At 39.2% G+C, this 21414-nt stretch carries 17 protein-coding genes; 9 read left to right on the plus strand and 8 right to left on the minus strand.

Annotated elements, in window-relative coordinates:
* The 5 genes from QGM71_RS19185 to QGM71_RS19205 form a co-directional block, all read right to left on the minus strand.
* Positions 1-2217: a transglutaminase TgpA family protein gene (locus QGM71_RS19185; protein WP_327609180.1), complete on the minus strand. Its 2217-nt coding sequence runs from the start codon at positions 2215-2217 to the stop codon at positions 1-3.
* Positions 2214-3482: a DUF58 domain-containing protein gene (locus QGM71_RS19190; protein WP_327609181.1), complete on the minus strand. Its 1269-nt coding sequence runs from the start codon at positions 3480-3482 to the stop codon at positions 2214-2216. The genes QGM71_RS19185 and QGM71_RS19190 overlap by 4 nt, the downstream gene beginning before the upstream one ends.
* Positions 3482-4444 carry an AAA family ATPase gene (locus tag QGM71_RS19195; protein WP_327609182.1) on the minus strand — a complete coding sequence of 321 codons (963 nt, stop codon included), beginning with the start codon at positions 4442-4444 and terminating at the stop codon, positions 3482-3484. The genes QGM71_RS19190 and QGM71_RS19195 overlap by 1 nt, the downstream gene beginning before the upstream one ends.
* Positions 4445-4856: 412 nt before the next feature.
* Positions 4857-6386 (minus strand): AbgT family transporter, encoded by a 1530-nt coding sequence (locus QGM71_RS19200; protein WP_327609183.1) that lies wholly within the window; start codon positions 6384-6386, stop codon positions 4857-4859.
* A gap of 173 nt (positions 6387-6559) precedes the next feature.
* Entirely contained in the window at positions 6560-8080 is a 1521-nt protein-coding gene (locus QGM71_RS19205) for an amidase (protein WP_327609184.1), read from the minus strand.
* A gap of 97 nt (positions 8081-8177) precedes the next feature.
* Between QGM71_RS19205 and QGM71_RS19210 the strand changes: the two genes are divergently transcribed.
* On the plus strand, positions 8178-8507 hold the full coding sequence (locus QGM71_RS19210) for a hypothetical protein (protein ID WP_327609185.1): 330 nt from the start codon (positions 8178-8180) through the stop codon (positions 8505-8507).
* A 101-nt stretch (positions 8508-8608) separates the two neighbouring features.
* Here QGM71_RS19210 and QGM71_RS19215 read toward each other — a convergent pair whose 3' ends face one another.
* From QGM71_RS19215 to QGM71_RS19225, 3 genes are read right to left on the minus strand one after another with little or no spacing between them, the layout of a single operon-like run.
* The gene (locus QGM71_RS19215) at positions 8609-9802 is read right to left on the minus strand and encodes a Ger(x)C family spore germination protein (RefSeq protein ID WP_327609186.1); all 1194 of its coding nucleotides are present in this window, start codon (positions 9800-9802) and stop codon (positions 8609-8611) included.
* Positions 9789-10898 carry a GerAB/ArcD/ProY family transporter gene (locus tag QGM71_RS19220; RefSeq protein WP_327609187.1) on the minus strand — a complete coding sequence of 370 codons (1110 nt, stop codon included), beginning with the start codon at positions 10896-10898 and terminating at the stop codon, positions 9789-9791. The genes QGM71_RS19215 and QGM71_RS19220 overlap by 14 nt, the downstream gene beginning before the upstream one ends.
* Positions 10895-12445, minus strand: a complete 1551-nt coding sequence (locus tag QGM71_RS19225) for a spore germination protein (protein WP_327609188.1) — start codon at positions 12443-12445, stop codon at positions 10895-10897. The genes QGM71_RS19220 and QGM71_RS19225 overlap by 4 nt, the downstream gene beginning before the upstream one ends.
* A gap of 152 nt (positions 12446-12597) precedes the next feature.
* Between QGM71_RS19225 and QGM71_RS19230 the strand changes: the two genes are divergently transcribed.
* The 8 genes from QGM71_RS19230 to opp4C all read left to right on the plus strand — a co-directional run bounded on the left by QGM71_RS19230 (position 12598) and on the right by opp4C (position 21404).
* A complete protein-coding gene (locus QGM71_RS19230; RefSeq protein ID WP_327609189.1) occupies positions 12598-13620 on the plus strand; it encodes a DUF3231 family protein in 1023 nt (340 codons plus the stop codon).
* Positions 13621-13626: 6 nt separating this feature from the next.
* Positions 13627-14631: a DUF3231 family protein gene (locus QGM71_RS19235; RefSeq protein ID WP_327609190.1), complete on the plus strand. Its 1005-nt coding sequence runs from the start codon at positions 13627-13629 to the stop codon at positions 14629-14631.
* Positions 14632-14638: 7 nt separating this feature from the next.
* On the plus strand, positions 14639-15136 hold the full coding sequence (locus QGM71_RS19240) for a hypothetical protein (RefSeq protein WP_327609191.1): 498 nt from the start codon (positions 14639-14641) through the stop codon (positions 15134-15136).
* A gap of 249 nt (positions 15137-15385) precedes the next feature.
* Positions 15386-16375, plus strand: a complete 990-nt coding sequence (locus QGM71_RS19245; protein WP_327609192.1) for an ABC transporter ATP-binding protein — start codon at positions 15386-15388, stop codon at positions 16373-16375.
* On the plus strand, positions 16372-17391 hold the full coding sequence (locus tag QGM71_RS19250) for an ABC transporter ATP-binding protein (protein ID WP_327609193.1): 1020 nt from the start codon (positions 16372-16374) through the stop codon (positions 17389-17391). The genes QGM71_RS19245 and QGM71_RS19250 overlap by 4 nt, the downstream gene beginning before the upstream one ends.
* A 129-nt stretch (positions 17392-17520) precedes the next feature.
* The gene (locus QGM71_RS19255; protein ID WP_327609194.1) at positions 17521-19341 is read left to right on the plus strand and encodes a peptide-binding protein; all 1821 of its coding nucleotides are present in this window, start codon (positions 17521-17523) and stop codon (positions 19339-19341) included.
* 180 nt (positions 19342-19521) lie between these two features.
* Positions 19522-20487 carry an ABC transporter permease gene (locus QGM71_RS19260; protein ID WP_327609195.1) on the plus strand — a complete coding sequence of 322 codons (966 nt, stop codon included), beginning with the start codon at positions 19522-19524 and terminating at the stop codon, positions 20485-20487.
* 11 nt (positions 20488-20498) lie between these two features.
* The gene (opp4C, locus tag QGM71_RS19265) at positions 20499-21404 is read left to right on the plus strand and encodes an oligopeptide ABC transporter permease (RefSeq protein ID WP_327609196.1); all 906 of its coding nucleotides are present in this window, start codon (positions 20499-20501) and stop codon (positions 21402-21404) included.
* Positions 21405-21414 lie beyond the last annotated feature (10 nt).

Genomic DNA, 21414 nt, shown 5'->3' on the forward strand with positions numbered 1-21414 from the left:
TCAACCCATAATTCGTTTAATTAAATCTTTCCATAATTGCGTAAGTTCCTGCGTTTTCCTATCACTTGCTTCGTTCTTATATAATATCTGCTCGAAATGAGCTGTTAGCTGACCCATTTCATTTGTTGCATAACGAGCATCAATACGTTTAGAGAATTCTCGTAACGTCTGATCCGGTTCCTTCTTAAACCCATAATGACTTAACACTTTTATTAAATGATGATACGCTTCCTGGTATGTTTTAGCATCCCGTTTATTTTTTAGCTTCATTTCCAGTGCTGCTGTCTGCAAGCGAAGTCTCATTTTATAGACTACGAATGCTAACAATGCTAAAAGGGCAATCCCAGCAGGTACATACCACCATTTAAAATTAAATGAATCCGTGTCCGTACCAGCCATTACAGTTTCAGCTTCTTCTTCCTCTAACAGTTCCTCGGGCTGTTCCGGTCCTTCGACGTCCTGCGGTGATTCTAATATATCATCCTGTTCCTCTGACGTGGCCGTCTCCGAGTTCTCTTCCTCTACATGAAAGTCCGATAAGTTGGTGAAGCCCTGTGTTGGTTCAAAAGGTACCCAGCCTATCTCTGGAAAATAAACCTCAACCCATGAATGGGCATTTGCATTTGTTACTTCATATACATCAAAAGAGGTTTCTGATTCTCCACCAGCGATGTCATGGGCAATCATCTCTCCACTAGTGAAGCCCTTTACCCACCTTGCCGGTATATCAAGTGTCCGGAGCATAACGACCATGGATGTAGAATAATTATCACAATAACCTACTTTAGAATCGAATAAAAATTGATCGACATAATCTTCATCTCCTGATGGAACAGGTACATCTGTTGTCTCGTATTCGTATCCATTTTGTCCGAAATATCGTTCAATTGCACGTGCTTTATCATAACGATTATCATAGGCAACAGTAAGCTCTTCCGATAACTCACCAATCCTGTCCGGCAAAGTTGATGGAAGCTGTGTATGTTGCTCCACTATTTCTTCCGGATCATCTCCATTTACCTCTTTCAGTTGATTAATCGGGAAGGAAGGATGCTCATAAGCGAGCGTGTAGCTTTCCATGCTTGTCACTTCATTATTAACCTGTGTTTGAATTGCCTCCGTAATGTAGTCCAGCAAGTAGGTTCCACCAGCTGCATACACCTGATCAATTCCATAAGGATATAACAGCTTTTCGATCGCTGTAGTATTTTCATTAAACCTAAGCATGGTTTCAAGTCTTTTAGTTTCTACCCGATCTGTAAAAGTTTCTAAGGCAATAGAGCCATCGGATTGCAGCTGATAATCAGGCTTAGCAGATGCCTCCCAGCCCTTTCCTGTATAAACATCCTTTGTTTCAATTCGCCAATAGTGTTCCGCTGCTACTGTTGCCTCAAAAACAGGTGTATAATCCTGAACGAATGAACCACCTAATCTGGAATCATCTTCTCCATAGCCAACCTTACGCACATTTCCTATACCTGAACCTCCCGCATTTCCAGCGGTACTTGTAATAAACGGAACCGGATCTGGCCATTGGGGTTCGAACTTAGGTGCAGCAAAGCCGACTAGAGAAGCAAATAAGACAATTGTAACAAGCGGAAGGATCCAAACTGGCGTTTTCTTTATCCAGGTAAATTGAATTGTTTCTTTGTCCAATTCTTTCATAAAATTAGCAATTCCCAGTGCTATAAAGGAAATGATAAATGCTCTCATAATGGAAATAGCACTGTCGTAAATAGTAAACGTATCAAGAACTGCCAGGTAAATGAACGTAAGTAAGACAAAAAGAAATATACGTTTCATTACAACAAACCAGTAATGTAGTAAATAGCTCATTAACCAGATCAGCAGTAAAAATAAAACACTGCGAAATAAAGGCGTTAGATTATACCATTGCTGACTAAATAGAGCTTGAATATTATAGGAGGTCTCTATAAAAAGTTGATCAAACCACAAACTGGTCATAAAGGCTGGTTCAAGAAATAAACCATTTAAAATAAACAGTAAAGCAAACCCCTTTAGTAAAAATGAAAGCCACCATTTCATCTGCATCATCGAGATAAAAAAGCAAAACAATGTATAGATGAGGAAGACAGTTAGACTACTTGTGTCCGTAATATCCTTAATAGGATAGAGCCATTCCAAGAAAAGAAAAAAACCACAAATATACAAAATAGAAGTGTACAGGTATGAACTATTATGATTTAAGCGATTCATATCATATTCACCTCTATTGGGTTTTTCATTAGCTGTTTCTCCGTAAGTAAATGAACACTCACACCCTCAAACTGAAGTTTTTGCATTGTGAGATAGTCCGTTTGAGATATTAATTTGGAAGATTGAACATAGATAACCACCACACGCTTTGTACGCTGCTTCATTTTTTGAATGGTCTCTTTAAATGAGTTCGTTATACGAGTCGTTATTATCATTACAATATTACTGCTTTCAAGCTTCATTACTTCCTCTTTTAACTTGTTGGAAAATACCTGACTTCCATTCGGCTGTATTCTTGTTAAATGTTGCCTTATCCAATCCTGCTGCTGGTAGTCATTTTGCTCTGGGAAATGAATTGAAGTTTCTCCAATGGAAAGCAGCCCAACGTTTGTTGATTGCCTTCGGATTTCCCGAATTAGAGAAATAGTTACTTCTACTGATGCTTCAAATGCTAAATAATTTATACCCTCATAATAGCAGCTATCCAGGATCAATAAGATATCGGTACTTTTTTCCTGTTCAAATTCTTTTGTCATTACCTCATTTTTCCTTGCCGTTTGCTTCCAATCGATCCATGAAAATTTATCTCCGGGCGCATATTCTCTGACTCCTGATGCGACATTTGTATTTTTTAAATTAAATGTATAGGAAGCAGCGGAACCCTGCTCGAAGTTGCTGAGTTGTTCAGTCATGTGAATAGCACGTGCTTTTGGATAGGCTACGAGTTTGTCAGAAATATTGAAAACATGTTCCTTTTTAACAAACCCAAATACATCACCAGTTCTTATCCGGACTTTTTGAAGCGTGTGTTCTCCTCTTGGCACTTGTTCTATCTTGTACGTAATCTCAAACACACGGCGAAAGGAGGGGAATACAATTTCTTTTATACTTCGATCGACCTTTAACTTGTTTGGTCGGTCCATGTACTGATATTTGTCGTTTCTGTTATCAATCTTCTTTAAAGTGGTCGGGAATATTTCCTCACATATGCAATAATACAACGGAAAGGGAACAGACCGCCGTACCTGTAAGGTAACAGTAATCCCATCGCCCGCACGAATAACGTGATGAGAAAGTTTTCTCGTAACCTTCCAATTCTTCATCGGGTAAAGGAGTAAGGAAATATGATAGAGAAAAATTGGCAAAAAACTAAAAAACAGAAACCAACTGGTAAAACCACCCTGAAACATTGCGAATGAAAAGAGGAGTAGAAATAAAAAGAGAATAAAGACAAAATTCCCTATAAATTGTACTGTGCCCTTCATTAACTAAATTCCTTCCGAATAGGGATATGGGTAGTTTTAACAATAGATGCTATAATTTGTTCACTCGTAAGACCTTCATATTTAGCTTCAGAAGTTAAAATAATCCGGTGGGATAACACAAATGGCGCCAGGAACTTTACATCATCAGGTAGCACATAATCTCTGCCGTAAATATACGCGTATGCTTTTGCAGCTTTCATTAAAGCAATTGAACCCCTTGGACTTACTCCAAGAAAGATCGACGTATGGGATCTCGTGTTGCTTACTAGATTTATAATGTAGTGCTGGACATTTTTATCAATATAAACTTCTTTCACTTCATTTTGAATGTCTACTAGTTCGTTTCTTGACATTACTGCTTCTATTGTTTCAATTGGGTGATTTCTTGAAGTACGCTCCAATAAATCCAACTCATTTGCAAAGGACGGGTAGCCCATCTTAAGTTTTATAATAAATCGATCTAGCTGAGCCTCCGGTAACGGGTAGGTTCCTTCATATTCAATTGGATTTTGGGTTGCCATAACAAAAAAGGGCTGTTTAAGTGGAATTGTATTGCCATCTACAGTTACGTTTTTCTCTTCCATTCCTTCTAGAAGTGATGACTGTGTCTTAGGAGAAGTACGATTAATTTCATCAGCTAGTATAATATTCCCTAAAATGGGTCCTCCACGAAATTCAAATTCCATTTCTTTTGGGTTATAAATGGAGATACCTGTTACATCTGATGGCAATAAGTCGGGAGTAAATTGGATTCTTCTAAAATCACAATCTAATGATTTTGCCAAGGTTCGAACCAGCATCGTTTTCCCAACACCCGGAACATCCTCCAAGAGGACATGGCCTTGTGCCAATAAAGCAACTAAGCTTAATGTGGCAACATCCTCCTTCCCTATAATTACTTTATTTATATTGGTTATTACTTTTGCTACCTTTTCATTATAAACCGTTGTTTCCTGCATCATAAATCTAACCCCTCTCTGCTGAACACATTACTGCTATAGATACTATAACTATACTAAAAAAGACCTATGAAGTAAAAGCATTCTTGCAGTTTAATACATGAACATTATTAACAGTTAAAGAGATTTCTATACTAATTAGAAGCCGATGTTCCTGCTTCTCGGTTAATATCATCATCCAACTCAATATGGAAGCCGAAATTAAAGTAAGAGAACCTTTTTACTGTTTTCTTTCCGCGTTTGGGTCTTCATTGCCTCATTTTACTTAACAAAAACAAAAAAATAGCAGGAAAATTTACCTGCTATTTCTATTCTGAATTTCAATGATAATCCTTAAATGGTTTGGATTATTTTTTGCTTGCACCCCAAAAGGGAACCGGTTATCCATATTGGTGATGCATTTATAGTAGTATTATTAATTATTGTATAAAATTGGTGACCCAGGTCCCAGATCTATACCTAATAACATCCAACCAACTAAGATAATTGTCCACCCAACCAAGAAGTAGATTGTGTAAGGGAACATAACGGAAATAAGTGTTCCAATACCCATGTTTTTATTATACTTTTGAGCAAAGGCAATTATAATTGCAAAGTAAGTCATTAGTGGTGTAATAATATTTGTTGTAGAATCCGCAACACGATATGCCATTTGAGTTAACTCTGGTGAATAACCCAGTTGCATCATGATTGGAACAAATACTGGAGCCATCATCGCCCATTTAGCCGAAGCACTACCAATAAATAAATTGATAAATGCAGCAATAAGGATAAACATTAAGATCAATGGAATTCCAGAAAGGTTAATACTATCAAGGAATTCAGCGCCGAATACCCCGATAACCAGTCCCATATTCGATTCTGCAAAATATGCCACAAACTGACCTGCTGTAAATGCTAGAACAATAAACATTCCCATGGAAGCCATTGTATCTGACATTTGATTCGCGACATCTTTATCATTACGAATTACTTTTGTAACTATTCCATAAACAAGACCAGGAATTAAGAACAAAATCGTAATAATCGGTACTAAAGAGCTCATGAAAGGCGACTGGATAATTGCTCCACCTTCACCACGCATTGGCGCGTTTTCCGGTACAATTAAAAGTGCCACTAAAATTACTGAAACTGCGATGGAAACTCCAGACCAGATAAGTCCTTTTTTCTCGATTGCATTAAGTCCCTCTAATTTTTCACGGAACTCACCTTTATACTCGCCTAAACGAGGTTCTACAACACGTTCTGTAACCCATGCACCTATAAATGTTAGTACAAAGACAGAAACGATAATAAAGTAATAATTCATTGCGATATTCATATCCGCTGCATATGCTGGATCAATAATACTAGCTGCAGCTATTGTCATTTCACCCAACATTGCATCTGTTGCAGACAAGAAGAGGTTCGCACTAAATCCTGCCGAAACCCCAGCAAATGCCGCTGCCAGTCCAGCTAACGGGTGACGTCCCAATGCAGCAAATATAACTGCTCCAAGTGGCGGTAGAACTACATATCCCGCATCAGAAGCAACACTTGACATAATACCTGCAAAAACCAAGCCCGCAGTAATCAGGCGGTTTGGTACAGACAAAACAAAACCACGCAACGTTGCACTAATAAGTCCTGTTCTTTCTGCTACACCAATACCAAGCATTGTTACGAGCACAACTCCAAGTGGTGCGAAACCGATGAAGTTATCTGTCATACTAGTGAATATATACTGAATACCTTCTGCACTCAGTAAGTTATTAACCTCTACCATTTCCCCTTCATTACCAGGATGCTCAACACTTATCCCAAAGGAAGAAATGATTGCTGATAATGCTAAAACTGCTAAAGCTAATATTGCGAACAATGTGACAGGATGAGGTAATTTGTTACCTACTGTTTCTATCCCATCCAAAAAGCGTTGAAATACGCCTTTCTTCTTCATCTTTTCCATCTATTCTTCCCCTCTCGTTGCCAAATCGATAATATTCAGATAATAGAATGCAGATAATTCCGTTGCAAAATCCATTATATAGGTGAAGGAGTAATATTAAAACACTAAATCAATAAGTAAAAATAATGAAAGTTTTCACAAGGTTTGCCCTTGGAAGTCAATTCCATTTTAAACTACTTGATAGAATCCTTAACTTTATTTACCATAAATGGATTACTTCTTATATCAACCCAAAGGTCACTTAATTCCATTTGATGTGCAAGCTGCAATAATTCCATCTCTCCCCCTTTGGGTGCCATAACTTGTACACCTATTGGCATTCCATTATTCGATAAATGTAAGGGTACAGACATCGCAGGCTGTCCAGTCAAATTTGCAAGCTGGGTAAATGGTGTGTACGTTAAGCTTGGTAAGAACATGTCATAAATTAAAGCCTGCTGCTCGCTTTTATTAATTTCTGTAATTTTGCGGCGTAATTGTTCCTGGTCTTCCCTGGAATGGGTTAGCTCCCCAACCTGTGGTGCTGTATAGGCTGTAGCAGGTGTTATATAAAAATCATACGTCTGATGAAAGGCTGCCATTTGCGCAGCTGCTTCATCCCAGGATGCGATGCTGGATGAAAAGGCTGCTGCTGAAACAGACTTCCCAGCCTCATTCAGTAACCATGTTTCAATCTCTACATCATCAGAGGTGATTGCTCTACCAATAGCTTGCTCCAATTTACTGACTAGGGTAGAGATCTCACCACTATTCATTATGTAATAGTTTTCCATAAGCTGGATACCATCGACTCCGTTATCTTTTTCTTCAACGATGAATCCTTCTTTTTCTAACCATTTTACTGTTTTTTCTACAGCTTCCTTTGCATCTGCTGAAACCGGTGTTCCTACAGGCGACTCAGTGGTGTATGCTACTCTTCGTTTCTTTTTGAGTGGATACACCATTTCTGCTTTATAACTTCCTGGATAAAGTGGGGTCTGAAATGCAGCTTCAGGCTGTACAGTCTGAAGGATGTCCAGCATGGAAGCACTATCCCGGACAGTTTTACTTAATACAAAGTCAATCGATGCACCATGCCATTGGCGACCTGCACCCGGACCTACTGGCGTGCGACCACGTGTTGGCTTAAGTCCAAACAAGCCACTAAAAGATGCAGGTATACGAATGGATCCTCCACCGTCACTCGCTCCTGCCAGTGGGACAATCCCAGAAGCAATTGCTGCTGCAGCCCCTCCACTGGATCCCCCTGGCGAATAATCAGGATTCCATGGGTTTCTTGTTGGACCATACAGTTCGGGCTCCGATATATTTTTAAGTCCAAATTCAGGTGTGTTGGTGTGTCCTATAAATCGGAAGCCAGCTTCACGAATTTTTTTTACAAGATTAGAGTCCTGATCGGCAATAGTCGATTTTAATAACTTAGACCCGGATGTAAGTGACTCCCCCTTTAGCGCCTGTGATATATTCTTCAATAATATGGGGACGCCGGCGAAAGGCTGGTCGGTATTAAACATGTTAGTAGCCTCATCAAAAACTTTATCTTTTCGGTGATGTGTAACAGCATTTAATGAAGGATTGACTTTCTCCATTTGTTCAAAACTTAATGTAAGCAATTCTTCCGATTTTACTTCTTTATTGCGAATCAGCTCCGACATATCTGTTGCATCTAGTTTCTGGTATGTTTGCAAATCCATAATTGCACCTCTTTTATAAGTATTATCTCTCTTCTAGTCTATCATTGACTGTGAAGGAACCCAAAAAAGTTGACCAAGCTCTTCGGCTGTCTCCCGTTTGGCGGGTGCTGTCTCCCGTTTGGCGGGTGCTGTCTCCCGTTTGAGGGTAGCTGTCTCCCGTGTTGGAGCCGCGCTCTCCCGTTTGGCAGGTGCTGTCTCCCGTGTTGGAGCCGCGCTCTCCCGTTTGGCAGGTGCTCTGTCCCGTTTGGGGGGTGCTGTCTCCCGTTTGGCGGGTGCTGTCTCCCGTTTGAGGGGTGCTGTCTCCCGTGTTGGAGCCGCGCTCTCCCGTTTGGCAGGTGCTGTCTCCCGACTTACGGGCTTCCCATTCTTATTTCCTCTCATTATCATATTCCTCATTTTTCCATGGGGGATCTCCATACTCATGTAATTTCTTGTTAATTTTATAAAAAAGATAGGGAATTAAAAAAGCTAATATCGTGCAGAAAATAGTTACTCCATCAGGTATTCTTTCCATAATTTGTTCCCACATTATTGATCACCATTTTGATTGCTATTAATATTATCTGTAGCACCTGGTTTTTCAATCTTCACATCTGCTGAAACGTTAATCGTACTTTGTGAAAAATAATTCGCACCCTGATCCCAGTCGCCCTCTATTGTTTGCCACATATCATAATGGCGTTGGTATAGGAGGTCACTGATACCCAGTACATCAACTTTTAATTCACCTTGTACTTTTTCTATTGTTTGTTGAGCTAGTTCCTCAACTTTCTTTGCAGCTGCTTCTTCAATTTTTGTGAAGTAGTTTCTGTCTAAGACACTCTTATTTCCAAACGTTTCTGCAATCTTCCCTTCTAACTCCATTTTCACCGAGATTTTCAGGTTTTCCTTGTCTTTACCTTCCACTTTAATATTACTTTTTATATCTGCAAGCTCTATCGTTATCAAATCTCCACCTACCTCAACTTTTATCGTTCCTCCTTTAATCTTTTCTATTATAAAACCTAATCCTTTGGTTTCATCGTTGTTTAATATCTCCAACATTTGATTATTTTTTCCTTGAAAAACTCCCACTCCTTCGTACTTGATATTATCACCAGCAACAAAAACGCTTGGAATAACATAGCTTCGATTACTCAAAAGGTATTCCTGTACCTCACCAATATGGATTGGTTCGATAGATCCTCCAGTTTTATAGCTGTTTTCCATAACTGACTTAATATACATAGCAGGAAGATCTTCATTATCTGGTTTTATATAGAGAACTTCCTTTGCTTCTCCTTTAGAAATTGATAATTTCACACTTCTTCGCATCTCATGATCTCGGAGAAAAACATCCATAATACTGGCAAATAGATCGGGTTCCTCCACTACTTCCTCTGAAATGATAATAACCTTTAAATGTGGGTAATAAGCCTCTCTGCTTGCTAACTTGGACATTTCACGACTAATATCAAATACACTTTCCCCGCTTACTGATAAGTTCATAAAGGGCTCCTGGTTACCTCCACCACTTTGTGTAGAAGCACTCATCCCAGCTGGCACAACAAATTGAGTTGTTAACATTATTTTATATTCTCCATTATCTAGTTTCTCTACTAAATCAATAGCCGACCCTACCGCAAAACCACGTTCTTCGATTTCCATTCTATCCCAACAGGAAGTAAGTGGCATAAGTAACCCCAACGTAAGAAGCAAGCAAATTCCTCTACTTTTTCCCATTTTTCTTCCCCCCTTTGATTTTAGAAATGATAAGAAGAACGATCGTAACGATCACAGTTACAATAAGGCTATAATAACCAACAAATGCACCTAATGTTACAACTTCATTGAAGTTCTTAGGGAACATACCGATAAAATAAACGAGCGGTGATAAAACAAATAATATTTTCGCCTTTTTTACATTGAATAAGGAATTCAGCGCAAAAACAGCAACATCAAGACCCATTGCCGTTGTATTAAAAATAGCCATGATCCAAATGGTTAAGAACACCGAATCAAATCTTTCAAAAAAACCACCTGGTATTTCTATTTCCTTTGCTAACTCAATCGTAGGGTATATGAGATTTGCTGTAGATAGATTTCCAAACACACCGAGACATACAATAAAAAACAACAGATATAAACCTACAGCCATCGACATACCGATGGCGGCCATTCGAGGTGCTCCTGCAGGCTGTTTTACGAGTGCTGTATAAAACAGCACTATGCCAAACCCTATGTAAGAAAGCGAACTAACTTGTAGCCCTTGCAAATGTCCACTAAAGCTTGTTTTAAAAACGGGAAGTAGATTTTCTGTGTTAAACCATCCTAAAGAAAAAACAATAACTAACACGGCAATAATAACAATGATCGGAAAGAACATCATATTTAAACGAAACAAGCCTGCCCTTGACCCTGAAACCGCATAGACAACTACTAGCAGAAAAGTCAATGCGATTACCTCCACTGGCGTTTCGTCAAACAAATATTCCTTAGCAATTTCTGCTATCACACGCATTACATAGGCACTCAAAATGATTCCTTGGACGGATAAAAGGAATGTAAGCACAACTGCCACAGGTTTTGTGACTAGGGACGATGCATATGTAAGAAATTGTTGATTGGGAAAGCTTGCAGCCAATTTTGCCACCATCCAAGTAATAAAAACAAAAATTGTCCCCCCGATTACTATTGAAATCCAACCATCAGAAGAGGTAGTTGCCCCCGCTAGTTCTCTTGGCATGGAAAGGATGCCTACTCCAATTACGATAGAGGGCACAGCAATCATGATTTCTTTATCACTTATCTTTTCATCCGCATAATCAAACCACTTCAAGATGATCGCCCTCCTTTGTTTGCCGACCTTTTATCCTTTGTTTGCATATATCGAGGTCTTTTTGTCAACATAGGGACAGGCGCACGTAAAATCAAATCCTTCCAATCTTCCAAAAAGCCAGGTGCAAAAGGTGTAGAATATGGAACACCGATACTTTTTAGATTTACAATGTGGATATTAATCATAATGTAGACAAGGACAATTCCATATAGACCTAAAACTGCAGCGGCAACCATAAAACCAAACCGGATCATGCGAAACGAAATGGCAATACTATACGATGGAGTTGTGAAGGAAGCAATTGCAGTAAGTGCAACAATAATAACCATTACGGGGCTTACAACACCAGCAGTCACAGCTGCCTCCCCAATTACTATACCACCAACAATTCCGACCGTTTGACCAATGGATCTTGGTAATCTGGCTCCCGCCTCACGCAGGAGTTCCATCGTTATCCCCATTAATATCGCTTCAATAAAAGCTGGAAAAGGTACCCCTTCCCTTGTTGCAGCAATAGAGAATGCGAGTTCCGAAGGGATCATTCCCTGATGATAAGAAACGAGTGCAATGTATAATGAAGGGGCAAACATTGCAATAAAAGCAGCAAGATACCGTAACAATCTTAGCAACGAACCAATGGACCATCGTTCATAATAATCTTCAGGCGATTGCAACATATTCCCCAACGTTATAGGCGCTATCAAAACGAATGGCGTTCCATCAAGTATGATTGCAACTTTCCCCTGCAATACAGCTGCAGCAACCTTATCCGGTCTTTCCGTATTTTCCATTTGCGGAAATGGAGACAAGAAATTATCTTCAATCCATTGTTCAATATACCCTGATTCTGGGGCATCATCCATATCAATTGTAGCGAGCCTTCTATTAACTTCATTTAATATATCTGGATGGATGATGCCATCTACATAGGTCAAAATTAAACTTTTCTTCGACCTTCGCCCCACTTCATATGTCTTAAAGCGTAAGTTTGGATCTCTTATCTGCCGGCGTATAAGAACCATATTTGTTCGTAAATTTTCAACAAAACCTTCTCGTGAACCCCGTATTAATGACTCTGATTGTGGTTCCTCTATTGATCGGCTATCCCAACCCTTTGTAGCCATAATTAAAACGTTATCTATTCCGTCTAAATAAAACACCGAACTTCCTGATAATAACTTTATTGTCAATTCATCTAAAGATTTTCCTTCTTCAATTGAGCTAATTGATAAGAGGCCCTTTTGTACTTCATTAAATAGATCGGTTTCACTTGTAGGCAAATCCTGTTTCCTTCCAAATATCAGAAGATTCTTAAGGATGTTGTTATGTAGCATATCTTTATCGGTTAATCCATCTATATAAGCAATTGCACACTTGTTGTTCCCAATAGTAAATTCGTGAATTACTAAATCACTTGGTTCATTCAGCATCTTTTTTAAATTATCTATGTTTCTATTAAGGTTTTTAAATAGCTCAACAGGAAAATTCTCTACATTATTATTGACTTTCTGTTCCTTATTTCTATTAAACAATGATCGCTTTACCAAGTCATCACCCTCAATTTACGGTAGGTCATCCTCCTTTTCTTTCCCACATTTCATTATATTTATACAAATTAATAAACGCTGTTAGCCATCCGTATAATAATCAGATATTCTGACAAACTAAATAAAACATGCACTCCAGGAGGAATAATGATATGGAATCGAATAATAAAGCAGTTTTAACTTCATCAGAACTGGCTAATATTTGGGGAGGCTACATGAATGCCAGTCTAAATGTTGCAGTACTTTCCTATTACAAAGAAATTGTAGAGGATGAGGAAATCCTTCCAGTTGTAAACTATGCTTTCAACTTTTCTCAGGATCAAGTGAATAAACTCTCTACTATCCTAAAAAATGAAAATCACCCAGTCCCACATGGGTTTACTAATGAGGATGTTAATTTAAATGCTCCGAAACTTTATACGGATATTTATCTTCTGCAGAATTCCCTGACCCTCGGCACCTTAGGATTAAATGCTTGTGCAATGGCTATAGGGTCCAGTACCAGGGAGGATATTTACACCTATTTTTCCAATGCCCTTCAGGAGTTTAATGAGCTACATCGTATGGCTAGAGCGGTTGCCTTATCAAAAGGAGTTTATACACGCCCGCCTTCCATCCCAACAACTGAAGAAGTAGATTACGTCAAAAAACAAAACTTTCTGTCAGGCTGGTTTGGTGATCGCAGACCATTACTGGCCGTTGAAATCTCCCATCTTTTTTCCAATATAGGAAGGAATACATTAGGTGCTGCAACGTTAACAGGCTTCACTCAAGTAACACAATCGAAAGAGGTAAAGTCATACCTGAAGCGAGGGATAGAAATTGCCAAAAAACACGTAACTATTTTTAGTGAAGTGCTAGAGGATAGTAATGTTTCCGTTCCAATGGGTTCGGATGCTATGGTTACAGATTCACATGGAATATCTCCATTTTCAGATAAATTGATCATGTTTCATACTACAGGGATGATATCTCAAGGTATTGGATTCTATGGTTTTGCTATTTCTACAAGCAGCAGAAGAGATTTATCAGCTCACTATGCACGCCTAAGTGCCGAGATTGTCTTATACTCTGAAGATGGGATTAACATTATGATCGATAATGAATGGTTAGAGGAACCCCCGCGAATGATTGACCGGGATGAGTTAGCAAATACTTATAAGCGAAAGGAATAAAAACGTATGAAAAATTTCGATCATATTGAACTAACATCAGCAGATATTTCTACACTTTGGACTGCCTATCAAAGTGATACATTAGCCATCTGTGGTTTAAAGTTTTTTTTAACCCATGTTGAAGATGAAGAAATCGAATCACTACTAGCTGACGCACTGGTACAAACGGAACAGCAAGTTGAAGCATTAACAAACTTCTTTAACAAGGGAGGGTATCCTGTCCCCAAAGGATTTTCCGGGCAGGATGTCGATTTAAGTGCGCCTCGACTTTTTTCGGATAAACTCTATCTTGAATATATTTTAAATATGACTATTTTTACGCTTACTACGTATTCCATGTCTTTATCTGTTGCTGAACGAAAGGATGTAATTGATTACTTCTCTGAAAGTTTAAAAACAGCAAATGATCTTCATAAAAAATCAAAAGAGTTAGCTAAGGAGAAGGGGGTTTATATACGTACACCACAGATACCAAAGCCAAAACAAGTTGATTTCGTGAAAAAACAAAGCTTTTTAGCAGGTTGGTTTGCCGATAAAAGACCATTAATTGGTGTTGAAATAACCAATCTGGTGTTTAACGCAAAGCGAAATGCATTAGGTCAAGCGATTATTACTGGATTTAGTCAAGTAGCAAAATCGAAAGAAGTGAGAAGTTTTTTTGAAAAGGGTCAAGATATATCTGGAAAACACGTAGAAGTATTTGCTTCTATTTTACATGCGGAAAACTTGCATAATGGAGCATTATTAATGACATCTGAGGTAACGGATTCAACTGTTTCCCCTTTTTCGGATAAATTTATGATGACTCTAGTTACTATGCTTATAGCATCTGGCATAGGGCAATATGGTGTATCCATGGCAGCAAGTCCCAGACATGATATAGGTGCCCATTATACTCGTTTAATAGCAGAAACAGCCAAATATTCCAATGAAGGTGCAAACATTCTGATTGATAATGGATGGATGGAACAACCTCCGATGGCAGCAGATCGAAAAGAATTAGCGAAATAGGTTTGATATGGAAAATATAATAAATAAAAAAAGTAAAAAATTAGAAGTTCTGCTATGGAGTATTGCTTTACCTGGATTTGGTCAATTACTAAATCAAAAATATATTAAAGGAATTTTATTAGTTGGATTAGAATTTTTAATCAATGTTATGGGCAATTTTAACAGTATTATTGTATTAAGTTTTAATGGACAAATCGAAGAAGCAATTCAACAAACAAATTACCTGTGGCTTATGTTTTATCCTTGTTTATATTTCTTCGCTATATGGGATGCCTATAAGGATGCCGGTGGAGGGAGGAAACCATTTGCCTATTTACCACTTGTATTTTCGGCCTATTTTGTAACAGTAGGCTTAATTTTTTCGCCCGTTTTCACCCTGTTCGGATACTTAATCGGCCCCATGTGGTTACCCATACTGTTTTTACCGATTGGGTTAAGTGTCGGTGCATTAGTAAGATGGATTTTATTAAAAATGTATACGAAGGAAGCTAGACCTGCTTCCTGACGCCGCTCTCGGGATAATTTTTAACTCGAGGGCATTTTTGTCTTTACTTGTTGAGGCAAATAGTTATCTTCTCTTCTTGATGTGTACTGCAATTTACTTCTAAATTCCTTCTACTAAGCCAAAATTACTAATATATGTGAATATAATACAACTACTAAACATAGTATATACGAACATATTCAATTACATCTTTCGTGAGCTTATACATATTTTTCGGATCTAACATCTCTTTTCGAATGGAGTGTTCGTATGAATAATGAACCAGTATTAGATGTCGAGCAACTGAAAACATATTTTTATTTAGATGAGGATCAAGTAGCTAAGGCTGTAGATAATATCTCATTTTCTATTTACCCCGGAGAGACGGTTGCCCTTGTTGGGGAATCAGGCAGTGGAAAAAGCATAAGCGCTCTGTCTGTTATGCAGCTTATTAACAAACCTGGCCGTATAGTTGAAGGTAAAATTTCAATAAATGGAGAGGATATACTTCAATTATCGGCAAAACAGATGACCAGAATCCGTGGAAATGACATAGCAATGATTTTTCAAGAACCAATGACAGCGTTAAACCCAGTATTTACGATCGGGAATCAAATAACAGAGATTCTTAAGAAACACAAAAATATGAAAAAGGACGATGCTCGTAATAAAGCTATTAATCTACTAAAAACGGTTGGTATTCCAAGGGCAGAGGAAATTATGACCGAGTATCCACATCAGCTGTCCGGAGGAATGAGACAGCGGGTAATGATAGCGATGGCAATTTCCTGTGATCCACTATTGCTTATTGCAGATGAACCAACTACAGCACTCGATGTAACTATACAAGCACAAATTCTCGATTTGATGGCTGAGATGAAGCAGCGTTTTCAAATGGCTCTATTGCTTATCACGCATGACGTCGGGGTGGTTTCCGAATATGCTGATCGCGTTATGGTGATGTATGGGGGACAAATTGTTGAGCAAGCACCCACAAAGAAACTACTGAGAGACACAAAGCACCCTTACACAAAAGGCTTACTGGAGAGTATACCAAATATTAATGAGGACGTGGAAAGATTAGGGACAATTAAAGGAACTGTTCCTCCTGCATATGATTTTCCCAGCGGCTGCCGCTTTTCTTCCCGTTGTCCTTTTGTCATGGATAAATGTATGCAAGCAAACCCAGAGCTGAAAAAAATCGATACAGATCATTTTGTCCGCTGTTATTTATATGAGAATGGAGGCCCTTCTGAATGACTATATTAGATCAAAAAAGCAACCATGACCAAGAGACTCTCGTAGATATCAAAAACATAAAAAAGTACTTCCCAATCAAGGGTGGAGTCTTAAAACGTACCATTGGACATTTAAAAGCTGTCGATGATGTTTCATTAACTATTCAAAAGGGAGAAACTCTCGGTATTGTTGGCGAATCAGGATCAGGAAAATCAACCTTAGGCCGCGTCATACTTCGCCTGCTTGATCCAACTGAAGGGAACATACATTTCAACGGTGCCGATATCTCCAAACTGACTCGAAGAAAATTCCGACCCTACAGACGGGATATGCAAATCGTATTCCAGGATCCTTTTGCTTCATTAAATTCCAAGATGAGCGTAGCCGAGCTAGTTGAGGAACCTTTACTCATCCAAGCTGACCTTTCTAAGTCCGAAAGAAAAAAGAAGGCAATCGAGATCATTGAAAAAGTAGGGCTACGAGCAGAAGATCGACTTAAATACCCTCATGAGTTCTCAGGAGGACAGCGGCAACGTATCAGTATAGCTAGAGCATTAATTATTGAGCCCAAATTTGTCATTTGTGATGAGCCAGTTTCAGCGCTTGATGTTTCCATTCAAGCTCAAGTGCTAAATTTGATGAAGGATTTGCAGGATGATCTTGGGTTAACTTATTTATTTATTGCGCATGACTTGGGTGTTGTCAAGCACATCAGTGATCGTGTTGCTGTGATGTATTTAGGAAGAATTGTTGAAATAGCACCTAAAAAAGCAATCTATGAAAACGCACTTCACCCATATACGAAAGCACTTCTTACCTCTATACCTGTAATTGACACTGGAAAGTCAAACGAGCAAAAAGTAGAAAAAATTAAGTTGAGTGGAGATTTGCCAAGTCCTGCGAATCCACCGTCAGGATGTACATTCCGCACACGTTGTCCATTAGCTCATGACCGTTGTTCAATAGTACGTCCAGAATTAACAGAGATGGAGAAAGGCCATTTCGTTGCTTGTCATTTGTACACAGAAGAGCAGTAGCTTACAAAGTTGTTTCAAAACTTACTTTGGCAACTTTTTGAATATACACTTACACGAATTTCAGGGGGTGATTGATGCAAACTTTTTCATGGCATTTAGTACTTATTAATTTATAAAGGGGGAAAAAATTTGTTTAAAAAGTATAAGCACGGTATAGCTCTTCTTGTTTTGTTGTTTTTTCTAAGTATTGTAATGGTAGCTTGTAATAGTGATGACCCTGAACCAGCAGACCCAGAGGAAACGGAAGATCCGGCTGAAGAAACAGATAATGGTGAAGAAGAGGAAGAAGATCCGGTTGCTGAAGGTCCACAACCTGGTGGAACTTTGACAGGAGCCATGTATTCCGCACCAGCTGGCATGTTTAACCCTATCTTTTATGAAGAGGCATATGAAGCTAACGTGCTTGACTTCACCCATGAAGGCCTAATCAGTCAAAATGAAAACCTGGAGTTTATTCCTAATTTGGCGAAGGATTGGGAAACGAATGATGATCAAACATCAATTACCCTTTTCCTTGAGGAAGGTGTCAAATGGCATGATGGAGAAGAATTTACAGCTGACGATGTTGTTTTCACCTATAGAGCTATAGCAGATCCAGACTATGTTTCGTCAGGTGGAATCCGCACAGCCTATGTGCTGCCATTGTTGGGCTATGAAGAATATAACTCAGGAGAAACAGATGAATTTCAAGGGGTGGTAGCAGAGGATGATTATACGGTTACATTCCACTTTGCAGAGCCGAATATAAATCCGTTGTATTACGCCAGTTTTACAATCATACCTGAACATGTATTTGCAGACATACCTATAACGGAAATGCCAGAAGCAGCAGAATCACGCGATGCTGGTGCTGTTATTGGAACCGGTCCATTTAAATTCACAGAGATGATTGAACGGGAACAATATGTGTTAGAGCGAAACGACGATTATTGGCAGGGTGCACCGTATCTAGACAAAATTGTCTGGAAAGTAATCGCACAATCTATAATGACAGGATTACTTGAATCAGGTGAGCTTGACTTCATCGCAGATCCTGGTGGAATACCACCTGCAGACTATGAGACAGTGGAAGCCTTTGGTAATATCGAAATAATTGAGCAGGCAGACTTTGGTTATCAGCTGCTTGGATTTAAGCATAACCATCGAACTACAGAAGATGTAGAAGGTGGCGTTCTCGAGCCGGATAACTGGGTTCCAAACGAAAAACTTGATAATCCAGAAATAAGGCAGGCAATATCTTATGCTGTTAACCGGGAAGGTATAGTCGATGGACTTCTTTATGGCCGTGGGCAACCGATTAACTCACCAATTGCTGTTCAGTTTTGGGCATATGATGAAAATGCCGCAACGAACTATAACTACGACCCTGAGAAAGCTGAAGCTATGCTGGATGATTTAGGATATGTGGATGTAACCGGCGATGGATTCCGTGAAGATGCAGACGGAAATGAGTGGGTACTGAACATGGATTACCCAACCGGAAATGAGTTGCGCGAACGCTCTGCACCACTAATTGAACAACAGCTTGAAGAAGTAGGAATCAACGTTAATTTACGTCAGCCAAAAGAAATGACAGCCTATGTGGAAGAGCTGACAAATGACAATACGGACTGGGATCTATACTTAATCGGTTGGAGCTTAGGAAGTGCTGATCCAGACCCGACAGGTTTATGGGGAACAAAGGCAGCATATAACTTCTCCAGATGGAACAACCCTGAATCAGAAGAATTAATGCAAAAAGCATTAAAGGCACCCGAAGCATTTGAACAAGATTTCCGTGCTGAAGTATATGCGGATTGGCAAGGCGTATTTTCTGAAGACCTCCCTGCATTACTCTTATATGCACAAAACAGCCTTTGGGCTTACAATGAGCGATTGAACGGTGTCGATCCACTACCGTACTCCATGTATAACGATGCACACCTATGGTGGGTAGATGATTTAGATTAAACCCTAACAGGAAAGCGCTATTTAAATAGTAAACCGTGTATTTCGCAGTCACTTATAACCCACGAATGATAGGTGATGATACTTTTATAGTTACTTACTGTGAAATACCGCTAAATTACCAAGAAAAAAGTAGTTGAGAGTATGCCAAGGCATGCTCTCCTCCTTCATAGGGGGCTGGTTATGTACAAATATATCATTAGAAGAATAATAATATTTATTCCCATGTTGCTATTGTTATCCATTATCGTTTTCGGATTAGCTAAAGCTGCTCCTGGAGACCCTTTCACCGGAAGAATATTAGACCCTACTGTTGATCCCGAGGTCTATAATGAGCAAAGGGAAGCTCTTGGGTTAAATAACCCTATTCCAGTTCAATATTTCCATTGGGTAACCTCCATGGCTCAGGGAGACTTCGGTGATTCCATGTATTACAGAGGACGAGATGTGCAAAGTCTTATAAATGAGCGAATAATTAACACTATTTACCTTGGTTTGTTTGCTCTTGCTATCACCCTGGTTGTTGCTATTCCAATTGGTATCTATTCCGCTCGAAAGCCATATTCTGCATTGGATTATGGGGCTACGACATTCGGGTTTTTAGGTTTAGCGATCCCCAACTTCTTCTTTGGACTTATTGCAATCTATTTTTTAGCAATCAAGCTCGGCTGGTTCCCAGCACAAGGGACAGTTTCTTCCACTGACATAGCAGGCTTCGGTGAATTTTTAGATCGTATCCATCATATGGTTTTACCAGGAATTACATTAGGACTTGCAGGAACAGCAACGTACATGCGGTATATGCGTTCTGAAGTTCTTGATGTACTTGGAAGTGACTATATACGTACTGCAAAGGCAAAAGGTATGAGTGAAAGAAATGTATTGTACAAGCATACATTGCGTAATGCTGTTATCCCAATTATTACATTGATGGGATTTGAATTCGGCGCACTATTGAGCGGAGCAATTATTACAGAGCAGGTCTTTAATTATCCTGGACTCGGAACGCTTTTCATCAACTCTGTTACCAACCGGGATTACCCTGTGATTATGGCTATTACACTTCTTCTGGGAGTGGCCATCCTAATTGGTAATTTATTGGCGGATATATTTTATAGTGTTGTAGATCCGAGGATACGCTATGATTGAGGTGATAGAAGATGCTACCTAACCAAAATGATACACAAAACCCGCTGGTATCAAAGAGAAAGCACAAAAGTCCATTTCAATTAGCTCGTGGTCGATTCCTGAAAAATAAATTAGCCATAGCTGGAATTATCGTATTAACTTTTGTTGTTCTGGCAGCTGTATTTGCACCATTATTAACAGAGCACGATCCGCGAAGAGGGGATCTGTTATTAATAGAAAAGGCACCTTCAAGTGAACATATCCTTGGAACAGACAGTTCAGGCAGGGATAACTTTTCCCGGCTGCTGTACGGGGCAAGAATATCACTGACCGTTGGATTCAGTGCCATGTTATTCACATTAATTATCGGTATTGTAACTGGTGCAGTAGCAGGCTATTACGGTGGTAAAACAGATAATATTATAATGCGAATAGCTGATTTAGTCCTAGCCCTCCCGTTTCTAGTGCTAGCCCTTACCATCATTGCTATCCTTGGGAAGGTTACCATAACCATATTTGTAACGGTAATCGCCATAACCTCTTGGCCTACCTTAACCCGGATAGTCAGGGGCACCTTTCTTTCGCTAAGGGAGCAGGAATTCGTTCTTGGGGCAAGGGCAATTGGGGCAAGTGATTTCAGAATCATTTTTAAGCATTTCATCCCTAATGCCATAGGTCCAATCATCGTTAACGCAACATTAATGATGGCAACAATGATCATTATTGAATCTGCATTAAGCTTCATTGGTTTTGGTATTCCACAGCCGAATCCAACCTGGGGTAATATGATTTCAGAAGCACAAAATATACGGATATTACGTGATCACCCTGGGGCCTGGATCCCACCAGGAATAGGAATACTTGTAACAGTTCTTGCGATTAACTTCATTGGTGATGGATTACGCGATGCATTTGATCCGAAGAGTAACAGGAGATAGCGTGGGGGAA

This window comes from Virgibacillus tibetensis (assembly GCF_036026595.1).
GTDB lineage: Bacteria > Bacillota > Bacilli > Bacillales > Amphibacillaceae > Virgibacillus_P > Virgibacillus_P tibetensis.

Coding starts and splice junctions, on each gene's coding strand:
- QGM71_RS19205 (WP_327609184.1), bottom strand. CDS start 8,080: ATGGATTTGCAAACATACCAGAAACTAGATGCAACAGATATGTCGGAG.
- QGM71_RS19240 (WP_327609191.1), top strand. CDS start 14,639: ATGGAAAATATAATAAATAAAAAAAGTAAAAAATTAGAAGTTCTGCTA.
- QGM71_RS19215 (WP_327609186.1), bottom strand. CDS start 9,802: ATGGGAAAAAGTAGAGGAATTTGCTTGCTTCTTACGTTGGGGTTACTT.
- opp4C (WP_327609196.1), top strand. CDS start 20,499: ATGCTACCTAACCAAAATGATACACAAAACCCGCTGGTATCAAAGAGA.
- QGM71_RS19230 (WP_327609189.1), top strand. CDS start 12,598: ATGGAATCGAATAATAAAGCAGTTTTAACTTCATCAGAACTGGCTAAT.
- QGM71_RS19250 (WP_327609193.1), top strand. CDS start 16,372: ATGACTATATTAGATCAAAAAAGCAACCATGACCAAGAGACTCTCGTA.
- QGM71_RS19190 (WP_327609181.1), bottom strand. CDS start 3,482: ATGAAGGGCACAGTACAATTTATAGGGAATTTTGTCTTTATTCTCTTT.
- QGM71_RS19245 (WP_327609192.1), top strand. CDS start 15,386: ATGAATAATGAACCAGTATTAGATGTCGAGCAACTGAAAACATATTTT.
- QGM71_RS19185 (WP_327609180.1), bottom strand. CDS start 2,217: ATGAATCGCTTAAATCATAATAGTTCATACCTGTACACTTCTATTTTG.
- QGM71_RS19235 (WP_327609190.1), top strand. CDS start 13,627: ATGAAAAATTTCGATCATATTGAACTAACATCAGCAGATATTTCTACA.
- QGM71_RS19195 (WP_327609182.1), bottom strand. CDS start 4,444: ATGATGCAGGAAACAACGGTTTATAATGAAAAGGTAGCAAAAGTAATA.
- QGM71_RS19260 (WP_327609195.1), top strand. CDS start 19,522: ATGTACAAATATATCATTAGAAGAATAATAATATTTATTCCCATGTTG.
- QGM71_RS19200 (WP_327609183.1), bottom strand. CDS start 6,386: ATGGAAAAGATGAAGAAGAAAGGCGTATTTCAACGCTTTTTGGATGGG.